The organism is Pseudomonadota bacterium, from assembly GCA_030860485.1.
Taxonomy (GTDB): domain Bacteria; phylum Pseudomonadota; class Gammaproteobacteria; order JACCXJ01; family JACCXJ01; genus JACCXJ01.
This window is the reverse complement of the sequence record JALZID010000046.1, coordinates 38,102-51,314: the sequence shown is the minus strand read 5'-3', so window position 1 is coordinate 51,314 and position 13,213 is coordinate 38,102. Positions and strand designations below refer to the sequence as shown.

Genomic DNA, 13,213 nt, shown 5'->3' with positions numbered 1-13,213 from the left:
GGGTTATCAGCATGTATAGTTGGCCTGAATCAATGGTTCACCACTGCCCTGTTCAGGTCGGTCTGTCCCCTGTGGCCCTATTGGCCTTATTTCCTATTATTTCAGCCGGAGAGCTCATTGAGCCGCCGCGCTGATGCGGGCAGCGAGCTCCGTCGTCAGGCTAACGATGTCCTCCGCCGAGATCGGGAAGCGCGCGGCATCGATGCCGTAGCCGAGCTGCGCCAGGCTCTCCTGGATGAACTGGGTGTCGACGTCCTCCGGGACCGCCGCGATAAACCGGGTGCTCTGTGGGCCGGCCGTCACCGCGACCGTCTTCTCCGCGCCGTCGACGCGGATCCCGCCCTGGAAGGAGCGCTCGATGTCCCGCGTCACCTGTCCGCCTTGCCCCGAGGTCAGGATACGCCCCGCCTCGCCGCGCCGGAAGCGCGGGTGCGTGGCCACGTCGATGATGAGGTCTTCCGGCAGGGCGCTGAACGGCAGCTCCTCGAACTTGTCCGCCCTGGAGGTGAGGTTCGGGGGCGCTAGGGAGGTGCGGGCCTTGTAGGCGGCGATTGCTTCCGGATAGTTCGTGCGGATGTAGTCCTCCAAAGCGTTGCGATATTCCTCCCTGATTTCGCGGAAGAGCTCCAGGCGCTGCGCCCGGGCCATCTTCCGAACCGTCTCGACATCGCGCGCGAGGCCCTCAGCCGTGCGGGCGCCGGATTTCGCCTCGAGCACCAGCTTGACCTCGAGTCGCCCGCCGCGTTCTATGGCGATGATGCCGTCGGTGAACGGCTGACCGGCGGCGTCGGTGATCCGCCAGCCTTCGATGAAGACGAGCTTGCCTTCCCCCTCGCCGAGGCCGAGGGCGGCGCGGCCGGCCCGCGACCGTAGCGACTTGCGGATCCATACAGCCAGGAGCTCCTCCAGCAGCTGGCCCTTCATGTGATCCACCAGCGGACCCTTGGCCAGGACGCGCTGGATCGCGGCGAGGTTCAGTGGGAACTCGCGCAGGATCGGGAAATCGGCCTGCAGCGCGGCGAGGACCTTGCGGGCCTGGGCGGCGGACACGCGCCCGCCCTCCACGACGAGGGCGCGCATCCTCGGCGGGACGTAGGCCGGGATGAGGCAGAGATCGCCGTTGGAGAAGCGGCACCAGACGCCGTCGCGGCGCAAGCGCCACTTGTGCGTGGAGCTGGGCACCGCGACCTCCATCAGGTACTCGCCTCCGGGGGCAAGCTGCTCGGGCTCGGAGCGGGCCACGACCCGCAGCTCGGCGTCCAGTTCGTCGGGGCTGAGATCGCGCCCGACCTTGCCGGCCGCTCCAGCCACGAGATCGGCATCGCTCGCCACTTCGCGGCCCGTGCGCTCGAGGAGCTGACCGCGGGCACTCTTGACCAGCCGGTCGGCGACCTCGGGCGCCAGCCGCTCCACATCGCTGGCGAAGGTGGCGATGTCGCCGGTGGCCATAACCGCCCGGGCGGCCGGCCGGAGGAGCTTGATGACGTCGCCCACATCCAGCCCCAGGCCGACGACATCGAGGACGACCCAGAGGAGCTCGGGCTCGTTGACCGAGATGTCCGCGATGACCGGGTCCAGCGACACGTTTTCCGCCGCGGACTCCGCCCCGTAGCGGCTCGCCGACCGGTAGAGGCTGGCGCCACCGGCCCCGACCGCGATGATCCCCGCAGCCAGCGCGAGGCCGCCAGTGGCGAAGACGGCGATGAGGCCCGCCACCAGCCCGACCGCGGCTAACGCGATGTCGATCCAGGACTCGTCGGACTTCTTGTCCTCGATGTAGCTCCGGACCGCATCACCCAGGACGGAGTCCTCGGCCACCCCGAGCTCGTGGAAGGCCAGTGCCGGGACGTCGTGCAGGTCCCACACCCGGATCGTGTCATCCTCGATGTTGTCCCGGGTGTCCTCGATGTTCTCGAGGATCTCGTCGATGGGTTCCCCTACGAGCTTGGCGAGGTCCTCCTCGGGCACGTCGGAGAAAGCCCCCGGGACGTACCCCTTGGCGCCAAGGATCGGGAATTCGGGAATCAGGTTGGCCCGCTCGGCCTCATACTTCGCCTTCCGCCGCTCCAGGGACTCTTGGTACTCGTCGAAGTTGTAGATATACACGATGAGCGATGATTCACTTTCCGGAATCCCGAGTTCTTCGGGAGTACGCGGTTCCGGCCCGGCCACGATCATGGACCGGTACGCGGCCGCGCGGTTGAGGGCCTCCTCGTCGGCCGCGATGCTTGCGGAGAGCTCGACCAAGCGACGGTCTGCCTCCAGCAGCCCCACGGTATCGGGGGAGCAAACCTGCTGGGAGTAGCGCTCGCATTCGTACTTGGCGACCTCCTCGTTCTCGTCGAGCATGGTATAGGTGATCTCCTTCGCCCGCCGCTCCCAAATTTTCGGGAAGCGCTCGTTCACGAGCTCGACCAGGCCGGCCTCATCCGTCCCGAACCTGGCGAGCTCCAACTCGATCTGGTTGTCAAGCCGCTCGACCTTCTGTGTCAGCTGCGCCGCCGTGGCGTCCAGGCCCTCCATGACGTGCTGGTACTCCATGGGAATATCGGGGTCGTAGGGGTGATCGGTCTCTAAGGACGTGATGGTCTCCAGGGTAGTGTTCAGCTGCTCGCGCAACGCGTCACGCTGCTTGATGCGCTTGTAGATCTCCGTCCCCGGGATGATCTCATCGAGGCTCACGCGGTCCTCCTCCGGAAGCGGCGTGATCCGCCGCAGGACGGTCGCAGCGTAGATGATGCGCCGCGCTACGTCCGGCGGAAGGCCTGCCTCACGGGCGGCTTCGGGCTCGCCGCCGGCGGGCAGCGGCTCCGGACGCTCGGTAGGAGGTTCGGTGAGCGTCCCCGCGCCCGGCTCCGGCTGGCGCTGAACGTGGGATCCGGAGGTGGACTGTTGGCGCACGTGGGTCAGCTCGTGCCCGTGGGGACCAATGGGGTCTGACCCCGTTTTACTCTGGATTGCTCGTGCCGACTTTGCCGCCTTGCTATCGGTATGCACACGCACACGACTTAAATCCTGACCAAAATCCTTCTGCACTGCTCCCACAGGCGTAGACGAGACAATTTGCTCCGCTACGGGATCTGCGTTCTGCTCCAGCGAATCGTCGGGATCAATGATCCGATTGCTGATGGACGCGCTCTTGCGGGCGAACGACATCGTCGTGCGGCCCACAGCGTTACCCTGTTGAAGCACATGCGTCAGCTCGTGGCCCAGTAGGCGGTCGCCCTGCGGAGTGCCAGGCTGGAACCGACCGGAGCCGAAATGAATGTCGGAACCCGTCGCGAACGCGTAGGAGTTGATCTCTGCCGCGGCGTCCGCGGAGCGGCTTTCGGTGTGGACGCGGACGCCGCTGAAGTCGTGACCGAATCGCGCCTCGAAGTGTTCGCGAGTCGAACGCGGCAGCGGCTGCCCGCCACCTCGGCTCGAGGCGACGTAGGATTCCAGCTCGCAGGAAGGCTCGGGAGGATCACCCGCCTTGCTTTTCGCCTGAACGATGCCCTCCTCTTCCTCGTCCTTTTCGTCGGTGGGGTCGGGCTTGCGCTGGACCGCGTCACCTTCTTGCGTCTGACGACGAGCCTTCTCATCGCACTTGGGGCACTTGCGGCTGATCTGCTCGGGTCCGCTGAGCGTTGTTGCCGAAGACTTCGGTTGCAGTTCCTCGCATTCCTGACAGGCACGCTGGATGGGAAGCGGCGATCGTTGAGCCTCCTCGTCACATTCCGGACAGACACGCTGGATCGCAAGCGGCGCTCGTTGGGGCTCTTCTTCGCACTCGGGACACACCCGCTGGACTCGCAGCGTCGAGCGCTGGGCCGTGACCGTGGATGTCGGATCCGGCATGCGCATGACGTCGTCGGCCACACGGTCCGCTTCGCGCTCGTACTCATCGTCGGCGGGGCCGACCGCGAGCTTCGCCTGTATCGCGCCCGAGCGCAGGAGACGAGCCATCCCGCGGTTGCCGAGCGCCCGCTGCAGGCGGTCGATGCCCGCGCGCGCGGGCATGGCGCCCTGCCGTTCAGGATGGCCGGCGGAACGCTGGGGATCGGCGCGCTGCGCCTGCGCGGGTTGACGGGCGGCTACAACCTCAGCCATCGACGCACCCTTGGACAATCGGCCGACCAGGGTTCTTCACGGGCATGCGCCACCTGCCGCACAACTGGAGCTCGGGGTCAGCGTGATGCCACCAGGCTGCATGACGATCGTGTTGTGCAGGAGCGGGTCGCGCGAGCGGGTATGACCTTCGCAGACGCGGAGAAAGCTCACCATGCGCCCCGAGTGCCGTGGCAGGGGCCAGCATACCGGATCGTCGTTCCTACCGCCGGGCAATCCATCCGGGTCGTCGTGACACCAATCCACGCCGGGAAGGGATGTGCTGGAACAATTGCTGTACGCGTCCACGTGGTCATGGAAGATGGTATGTATCAACCCCCGATCGAGCAACTCCTGGTCGTACTCGGCTTTGCTCATGTATTCCAATTGGTTATAGCGTGACCAGAAATTCGTCGATTGCGCGTGGCCCTGAGTCGATCCTGCAAGAACTTTCGTACGCAATTGGCGGTCGTGGACTTGGGAGTCTCTTGACAAGCGCAAGTCGCATTCTGGACGTAGGCACCCGGCAGCCAGAATTCATTGGCCGCGTAAAGAGAGCAATCGGTTGGCGGAATCCCGCTCGCCGGTCTGCAATCTGCCGGCGCACCGACAGGGACATGGCGCGCCGGCGGCGCTGACCGCGATGTAGATAAACCTGCCCCCAGATACACGGCCACCGCTCGGTTCGCCGCGCGTCCCGTCGCCGTCTCGTTCGTATCGAGATACTCCGCATCGGCAGCGAACTCGAGCAACACCCGCCCGCGATCGATGCCTGCTACGGTGACGAAGTAGTCCTCCACGACAGAGGCCCGATTGGCCTGGCCAATCAATAGCCCACGCATCAGTGCACCTCTGAGCCTCAGAGGTGGTACGCGTCATATGCAAACCAGGCATAGGAGTCCGCATTGTCGATCGCATCCCAGCGATCCAGCGATTTCGGGCAACCGGACGACGGGCAGTATTCTTCGTCGTCGGTGAAATCGAACATGTGGCTGCACTCGTGCACGATCGTCTTTGCCATCTCCGGAGCAGGGCGGCCGAACATGTGCTCGCAGAGGTGAACGCGGAATCCCACATAGCCCCTCACGTATGCGTAGGCTGAATCACAGAAGTGGTCGTAAAACCACTCGCCCTTATGCTCGCACTCGAATTTGAAACTGGTGGTGATGCCTCGCCTGAGCCGCTGGAAGCCCGCCCTGACCCGCCAAACCGTAGACACGCTGGAATCATTGCACCATTTCTCGAGCAGGTCTTTTCGCTCCGTTGTGTCGCTCGCCATCACCTCGAGCGCCTTGTCCACCATATCTATAGCAATTGGGTACGCTACGGCGATCTCGTTCTGTTCGGATTGGTGGCAGTCGACCGTACGCGCCGTCGGCCGCGGCTTCGGCTTCGGCCGCTTGCCTGTCACGGTGTCGCCCTCGATCGACAGCGCCGTGATCCGGATGAATGCGGAGCGATTCATCGCGCGTCCGATCTCGGCGGTGTTCGACACGATGCAGTCGTGAAGCGGCGCCGCCTCCACGGTGTCGATTCGCAGCTGCACTGATGCGGGCAGTTCATCGAACACCGACTGCGCGCGCGCCTTCCTGAGACTCTTGTTCGTCGTTTCCGAACCTCGGCAGTCACTGAACCCCAGGATCTCCCAGTGCGTGTCTGCCGCATTCGTCATGTATTGCAGGAACGCTGACCAGCGTTGATTGCTCGGGAGATTGGGCTTAATGTCGCTGTGCCCGATCGCAAAGCTCTCGATCAGCCACCCGCTGGGATTGGTCATATCCCACACAAACATGGGGGTGCTGCGCGAGCGTCCAATCTCGCCGGCCGCTCTTTTCGGGCATCGCTCCTCATCGGGGCCGAGCTGCATCGTCACCGGCAGACATTCGACGAAACGACGGACGCGCCGGGGATCGGGCGACTGCTGAAACGTGTGAGCCAGTTCGTGAGCGATGAGGGCTCTGCCGGACTTCGTGTCCGGCGAATACTGGCCCGCGGCGAAGACGATGTCGTTGCCAAGGGTAAACGCGCGTGCCTGGACACTCCGCGCGGTCAGCACCGCGGAGGCGCCGGTGTGAATCCGCACGTGGCCGAGATCGCTGTCGAATCGCGGCTCGAAGAAGGATCGGGCCGAATTCGACAGTGGTTGTCCCCCACCGCGAAGAGCGTTGATCCCGGACTCTGTCTCACCATCAACGTCTCCGGCGTGCACAACGCCGCCCGAAACGGCACGGCGGAGATCTTCTTCGCACGGCCCGCACTTGCGACTAATCGCGTTTACACCCTGGCCTGATATGAACGCCGGCTGACGGCGCAGCTCGGCCTCGGATTCGGGACAGATCCGCTGAATCTTCATCGCGGCGGACTGTCTGATACTAGCCGTGGGATCCGACATTCGCATGACTGTGTCAGCTACGCGATCCGCTTCGCGCTCGTACTCGTCGTCGGCTGGGCCGACCGCGAGCTTCGCCTGAATCGCGCCCGAACGCAGGAGCTGATACATCCCGCGGTTGCCGAGCGCCCGCTGCAGATGGTCGATGCCCGCGCGCGCGGGCATGGCTCCCGGCCGTGCCGGACGGGCAGCGCGACGCTGCGGATCGGCGCGTTGCCACTGTGCAGTCTGTCGGGCGGCCACTGCCTCCGCCATCGACGTCTACCTCATTGGTCCTTCGACTTGCCCTTCGGCGCCTGCGCCTTCTCGACGGCGGCCACTCGCGCGTTGAGGTTGTGGAGCTCCTGCTGCAGATGCATGATTCTGCGGGCGCTCAGCGCTACGGTACCGATATCCCAGGCCGCCTGCATTGGGTTGGCGTAGATGGCGTCCGCCGGCGGGAAGCTCTCGTAGAGCCCCGTCGTATCGGTCGTCAGCTTGTCGATGTCGCCGAAGAGACCACAGATCAGCCAGCGCAGCAGGCGCGGGCTCCAGATGTATTGGCGGCACTCGCACTTCACCTCGACGGTGTTATTTTCGCAATCGATCTCCAGCTTGGCAAGACCCACAGCGCCGTCGTCGCAATGGCAGTCCGGGCACGGGGGAGACTCCATGCAATCAGGTTTCAGTGCGTGCATCTGGTCGGTGACGTACTTGTCGCCTTGGTTCTTGGATAGCCTCCACATGGTAGCCACCAGGCCCTCGGCGCGTTCCTTCTCCTCATCCGGGCAAGGGGGGCAGGGGGGGCAGTCGGGGCATTTGTCCCGGAGCTCCAGACAGAAGCCTTCGCGGTATTTCGAAGCCTCGCACTTTGTTCCCTCGCCGGGAGGGGTGCAATCGTCGCTCGCGGTCAGCACGGGTTCAGGGTCGGCTGGGATCTCCACGTAGCGAAGAACAAGGTACTTACAGATCGGCTTGGCGTACGCGGGAACACAGGCTCCCGGATACGCCTTTTTGCACTCTTCCGAGAGATCAAGCGTGATGCATTTGCATACCTCGATCACATTGCCGTAGCAGTCCAGCGCCAGTCCGGGATGCACTTTGATGCAGAGCCCGCTCGTGCACTTGACCTCAAGGCCGCAGACAATGCCCGAACCCCAAAGGTAGCGATTGACTCGCTTGAGCGCTTCACGATGATACGTCTGCTCGGCACGCAGATGGTCATCCGTCAAGAGCATGCCATGGAAGAACCTCGTCCTGGTCAAAGATTCGTAATAGCACAGGCCCTTGGTCGTGCAATCGTTCGTCGTCTTCGTCATCATAACCTGCCCCTTAATCCTCAGTTGCTGCGCCGGCGATCGGATGATCCAGAGGTCACGGCCCCACACTGAAATAGGCGATGAATTCACCTCCCTCGACGCCGTTGCCCGTCGGGAAGTCTGCGATCAGCTCTGCATCCAGAGCGTGGCCGCTCTTGTTGTGGATCATGCTGCCGTGTAGGACGAGTTCGACATCGGCCGCCTTCTTGAGCTTCTTGCACGAGGTTCGCAACTCGCGCTCGATGCAGTCGTCGTCGAAGCAATAGATGGCAGTGCAGTCATCATACTCGATCCGCTCGACCGGTATGAGGACCGGCACCGGACAGCTCTCTCCATCCGGCGAGATGAAGATGGACAAGCGGCAGCTTCGGACGTTTGTCACGGTGCGTTGATTCATCGGCTGGTCAAACGTGACCTTCAAATGTTCCTTGCCGAGCAGATCGAAAAAGTCATCGATGTCGTAGTGACAGCCCGGCTCCCAGTTGATTTCTTTGATATGCGCCAGTCCTCCGTGGAAACAGCGGAGGAGACTTGCCAGAGCGGAGTTGGTGTAGACGATTTTGCGGTACTTCCAGTCGTCCGCATCCAGGCTGATTTGCGGATACTGCCCTGTCGTCAGCGTCCCCGTGGCCAGGAGGACGCACTCGCAGTCCTTGCATTTGGGACACTTCTGCGATCTCGCAACGAGGGCTTTGTGAATCGGCGTCTCACGGCCGAGGCTTTCGTAAGGACAGCACTCCTCGCTATGGTCCTCAGGACAAGCGTCTTTCCAACGGCGAATGCTGAGCCGGTAGTCATCTCGAATGCGGTTGTACTCGCGCCCGCGCTCCTTTTGATCGCAGGAAGGGGGCAGCTTGACGGGCTCGGTTCGGCACTCGCGGTATTCCAGACACAGCGCCCACGGGATCGGCTCGTATTTGCCGCAGGGATCGACCCCCAGCTCTTCGGCGATCTTGCCCGCGTGCACCATCGCCGGCTCGCAGACGAGCAGCTCGCGGCCGCAACAGTCCAGCGCCAGTCCGGGCCGCACGACAAGGCAGCCGTTCTCCAGGCACACGTCGAGGCCGCATACGACGCCCCAGCCGAGAATCATCCGATTGATCAGCCAGCGTTTCTCGTTCAAGTATTCCTGCTCGGCAGCGAGGTCGCGCGCGCTCAGCATCTTGCCGTGGAAATAGTTGTTCCGTTCGAAGCGAGGAACCTTGCAGACGTCACACTGAGTTGATTCGTTTTCGTACATCATCGTTCTCCGTAGGGACCAACGGACGCGCTTTTCAATCCCTGAGCCGGCCCCGCCAGGATGCTATCAGTGCCTAACTCGGGCCCGTACCGGACTCGCCTCACACAGATCGAGTGCCCGAGGGCCGAGTATCCGAGGTGGAAAGGCTGCGGATCTTCCACTCTGACGTTGACTCCGAGAACGGCGTCGGGTCCCAGGCCGGCGCCGGACAAAAGTCGGATGTCGTAGCCGACATGGGCCGGCGAACTTTCTCGAATGATTCGGTGCAGGCCGCGCTGGTATCGCTGAAACTGCTTCCGCGAGAGATCGAGCAGCAACGTGAAGCGGTGTGCCGCGCTTCGAAATGGATCCACGGCGACCTGTGTGTTCGCCCAGATCTGCGACGTCCCCAGGATCGACGAGCATCCCAGAACGGTGCGCTGATCGCGCCGCAGGTCTGCCGCCGGGCGGCGAAAGACACGCGAATCAAGTCCGAGATACGCGCCATCGCCCAGGATGAACGGACGCTCGGTCTCGAACGACTCCCGAATGATAGGACGCGTTTCCGTCACGACCTCGATGAATTCCGCCAGGCCGCCCGGCGTACCTTTCCGTTGATAGAGGCGGGCGGCGCTCTGGATGAGCCGCCGCTTCACGCGCGGTGGCCAGTCTTCCTCGATTCCCAGGTCGAGCCACTGCGCGAGCCACTCCAGGAACTCGTCGGGCGTGAGGTCCGGATCGAACACTTCGGGGATCCGCTCGATGGTCGCTTCGAGCCCGCTGAAGATGGTCTCGAACATCGAGAGAAATCGCTCCAGGAGCTCATGGCTGACGGGATCCTGCTGGTAGACCGCGGGAAGGTAGCGGAGGTACGACAGCCGCGGGTAGTACACGCGCATCTCGCGCACGGACGCCTTGGCCCTGGGAGCGAGCCCGGACAGCTCCAGCTTGAGCCACAGATACCGCTTGGTGCCCGTGCGGAAGAGCACGCTGTGCGACATGTTCCGCGCGAAGCCGCTTTGTGCGGCCGTCGCGGCACCGGCCGGCACGACCGCACGCAGCTCCTCTCCTTTCCGCAGTCCAACCATTTGAGCGAGATCGGCTGCCTGCGGGCCCTTCCACAGATCGCCGAGGACCGTTTCGAGCGCCGTGACCTTGTCGGCCGTCGACACATTTCGCTCGAAGATGCCATTCACCGCACCGGCCAGGCCGGCGTCGCTGGCGGAAGCGTAGTAGACGTCGAGGGCGCCTGCAGCGTCGAGCTCCGCTGAGAGATCGACGCGGTGCCACCCTTCGTCGTGCTCGGTGCCGTTGTCCAGCGTGCGCGTGTAGAACTGTCCTTTGTTCCCGGCAACGCCGGACTCGCGGCTGAAGCGTGCGATGCCCTCAGGAGATCCCACATGCAGGTCGCCGTGCGCATCCACCGCCAGACCCAGAATCTCGGACAACGGGCTGACGTCTCCGGTATCTCCGATGTACCCTCCATCCGGTGCGAACTCGTGCGCCACTGGTGACCCATCCGACACGAAGAGATTCCCATCGGGATGGACGAGGAGCAGCCGCGGTATGAAGCCGCGCGCGGCGTCATCGAACGTGCCGAGCTCCGAATCGAATGTGCCGTCAGCGGCCGAGTAGCGAAGAAAACCGCGCGCTCCCGCGTCGACCACGTAGATCCACTGGTTGCCCCGTGGATCCGCTCCCGCACCCAATGCGACCGGACTCGGCAGGCGCTCGCGGTAAGGCCCGCCGAGCACCCGGCCGTCGATGTCATACGCGCGGATGCCCTCCGCGTCGAGCGTGAAGAGGCGCCCGGCGCCGAGCGCCACGTCAACCGGTCTTTTCAGGGGGATCTCTCGGATGATCTGAAATGTGTCGGGCCGGATCGCGAGCAGCCTCGAGCCCGTGTGATCCAGAATCCACAACCGGCCCACGGAGGTAAGCATTCGGCCGAACACGTGGCGATGGTCATCGTCGCACTCGGCGAGCGCAATCATCGGCTCGACCAGCTCGTTGACGGGGTCGCGGCGATAGAGCTGACAATTCCGCTCGTGTATCCAGAACAGCCGGCCACAGTCGTCCACCGCAAGGCTGCCGGCGCCGAGCGCCGCATCGTCGCGGGTCGCCCAGCCGGTGAACGCGGGGCGCGAGAACAGTGCGACCCCGCCGCCATCGAGCTGCCGGAGCTTGTAGCTCAGGCCGTGCTCCCAGTGGGAGGAGTCGCGGAAGATCTGCCGATGGAGCTCGACCGGCTTCATCCGTTCCTCCTGACGTCGGATCCCACGCTCAGATCGTGCGGGCCGGGGAAGACGAGGCCGATGCGCGGGACTGGAATCGCGCCCGTGCCGTCGGGAGCGATTGACGTACTGCCCGTATTGGCGCTCAACGCCAAGCTGGAGATCGCGTCGACGCCGGCCACGCCATCCAGTACCGCGTAGATTTCGGAAGGAAACACCGAGCGGCCGAACGGCCAGCGCGTGGGACACGGCGACTGCAACGCGCCGGCCCCGAGCGCTTGTTCTGAAAGAGCGTCCAGATCCTCACCGGCGAGGAATCGATCGAGCGCCTGGCGCGCGCGCTCGATGACGGCCGCAGGTCCCGCACCCTTCGCGAGCCGGAGCCGTGCGGAGACACGGACCTCGAGGTATATCGGTCCGACGACGCGCAGGTTGTCGCACAGGAGGCGGCGCTGCTGCAGGTGCTGGCGGACCGTGCTCAGGAATGCCTCCGATGGCGGCGCCGGGGGTCCCTTGCGGCCCGGACGGATCTTTGGCACCGCCACCACCGTGATCCGCTCAGGGGTGGGACAATTGGGGATGGCAGCCGCGCGGGCGACATAAACGTTCGGCGTGCCCAGTGCGAGGCGCTCGATGTCGCTGAGCGTGACGGCCCGGTGCGGACGATTCAAGAGCGCGCGTGCGCGCAGCTCCAGATCGTTGAGCGACTCGGGATCCGACCCGCCGGTCGCGGGCTCGGGATTCGTCAGCGTCACGCCGGGAGCGATAGCGGTTCGGAACCTCCAGGGCAGGTCTTTCGCAACGTTGCCCGATCTTCCGACGGATGTCTGATACCAGCGGGCCCGGATGTCCTGCCCGGGCATCGGGACCTGCCCGTTCAGCCCATTGCCGAAGAGCACGCGCCGGCTGTCGACGTCGAAGACGTACTGCTTGCTCACCGGGCCGGCATCGTCGAACGACGTTACAGGGTCCCACAGCTCGTTCTCGACCTCGATTTGAGCGGGCGATCCCGATTCGGGAACGAGGATCGGACCCTTTGCCAGCTCGAAGGATTGATCCGGCCGGCCGTTGCCGCGGCCGAGCAGCTCGTTCCGCACCGTTTCCCTTTGTGCGCAGGGGAGCCCGTTGACGCCGATGTGTCGAAGGCGCGGCTCGATGTCGTAGTAGCCGCGAAGGATCCGAGAGCGGATCCAGACGCGCTCGCGCTGCGTCTCCGCATCGGCAGGAAGCGACAGCGTCGCCGCGCCACTGCGCGACAATGCGTAAGTCTCGTCCCCGACGAGTGTGAGAGGAAGCCATTGCGCGCCAGGGCCGAGGTACTCCCAGGCCAGATCCACCGGCTGCACGCCCGCGCCATTCTCCCCGCCGTTTGCCGGGACCGGAAGATCGGACCCGCAGCGCGCGCCGAGATCGCCGGTGAACACGTCGACAGCGAGGCGGATCGTCTGCTCTTCATCGGGATAGAAACTGTCGAACCCGAGCCAGAGCTCCGCGCCTGCGCGCGCCTCCTCGCCGAACGCCAGAAACGCGATCCCAAATTTCTCGTTCGCCTCCGTTTGATCGACCGGCTCCGAGCCATCGTCGACGACAACCCGCAGGAGCCGGCTGCGCGTGAGGACCACTGCGTCCGTCGTCTCGAACACGATCTCGTCGCCTTCGAGCAGCGTGAGCTGCGTCTCGGCGGGCAGTGGCACGCGGAGACTCAGATCGCCGATGGCGAGCACGTCCACTCGCGCGGGGGTGCGCAGCCGCCGGCGCGCGCCCGCGAGGCGGCCGAACACTTCGCGGTGCTTCTCGCCGACTCGATTGACCTGGTAGATCTGCATCTCGGCGAGCCAGGCAAATAGCTCGATGAACGGGATTCCCGGGTCGTGGACGTTGTGGTCGGTCCACCGCGGCGCCAGGCGCGGGATCAGCGCTTGGGCTTCTTCGACGAGATCCGCCCATCGCCGGTCGTCGAGATTCGGGACTTCGAGAGGCATAG

At 64.4% G+C, this 13,213-nt stretch carries 7 protein-coding genes; all 7 read right to left on the bottom strand.

The genetic code is table 11. The features are described 5' to 3' along the window. Positions 1-114: 114 nt before the first annotated feature. The 7 genes from M3461_02475 to M3461_02445 all read right to left on the bottom strand — a co-directional run bounded on the left by M3461_02475 (position 115) and on the right by M3461_02445 (position 13,211). Entirely contained in the window at positions 115-4,092 is a 3,978-nt protein-coding gene (locus M3461_02475; protein ID MDQ3773309.1) for a DUF4157 domain-containing protein, read from the bottom strand. 36 nt (positions 4,093-4,128) lie between these two features. Beyond that, positions 4,129-4,467, bottom strand: coding sequence for a hypothetical protein (locus tag M3461_02470; GenBank protein MDQ3773308.1), 339 nt, complete (start codon positions 4,465-4,467; stop codon positions 4,129-4,131). Positions 4,468-4,948: 481 nt separating this feature from the next. Continuing rightward, positions 4,949-6,733, bottom strand: a complete 1,785-nt coding sequence (locus tag M3461_02465; protein MDQ3773307.1) for a DUF4157 domain-containing protein — start codon at positions 6,731-6,733, stop codon at positions 4,949-4,951. Between the two features lie 11 nt (positions 6,734-6,744). Continuing rightward, entirely contained in the window at positions 6,745-7,779 is a 1,035-nt protein-coding gene (locus M3461_02460; GenBank protein MDQ3773306.1) for a hypothetical protein, read from the bottom strand. Between the two features lie 52 nt (positions 7,780-7,831). Beyond that, the gene (locus M3461_02455; protein ID MDQ3773305.1) at positions 7,832-9,019 is read right to left on the bottom strand and encodes a hypothetical protein; all 1,188 of its coding nucleotides are present in this window, start codon (positions 9,017-9,019) and stop codon (positions 7,832-7,834) included. Then, positions 9,016-11,250, bottom strand: a complete 2,235-nt coding sequence (locus M3461_02450) for a phage tail protein (protein MDQ3773304.1) — start codon at positions 11,248-11,250, stop codon at positions 9,016-9,018. Before M3461_02450 ends, M3461_02455 begins: the two co-directional genes overlap by 4 nt. After that, the gene (locus M3461_02445; protein MDQ3773303.1) at positions 11,247-13,211 is read right to left on the bottom strand and encodes a putative baseplate assembly protein; all 1,965 of its coding nucleotides are present in this window, start codon (positions 13,209-13,211) and stop codon (positions 11,247-11,249) included. Before M3461_02445 ends, M3461_02450 begins: the two co-directional genes overlap by 4 nt. Positions 13,212-13,213: the final 2 nt, after the last annotated feature.

Excerpts from the sequence above, each read along its gene's own strand:
- M3461_02475 (MDQ3773309.1), bottom strand. The coding sequence starts at position 4,092 with ATGGCTGAGGTTGTAGCCGCCCGTCAACCCGCGCAGGCGCAGCGCGCC.
- M3461_02470 (MDQ3773308.1), bottom strand. The coding sequence starts at position 4,467 with ATGAGCAAAGCCGAGTACGACCAGGAGTTGCTCGATCGGGGGTTGATA.
- M3461_02465 (MDQ3773307.1), bottom strand. The coding sequence starts at position 6,733 with ATGGCGGAGGCAGTGGCCGCCCGACAGACTGCACAGTGGCAACGCGCC.
- M3461_02460 (MDQ3773306.1), bottom strand. The coding sequence starts at position 7,779 with ATGATGACGAAGACGACGAACGATTGCACGACCAAGGGCCTGTGCTAT.
- M3461_02455 (MDQ3773305.1), bottom strand. The coding sequence starts at position 9,019 with ATGATGTACGAAAACGAATCAACTCAGTGTGACGTCTGCAAGGTTCCT.
- M3461_02450 (MDQ3773304.1), bottom strand. The coding sequence starts at position 11,250 with ATGAAGCCGGTCGAGCTCCATCGGCAGATCTTCCGCGACTCCTCCCAC.
- M3461_02445 (MDQ3773303.1), bottom strand. The coding sequence starts at position 13,211 with ATGCCTCTCGAAGTCCCGAATCTCGACGACCGGCGATGGGCGGATCTC.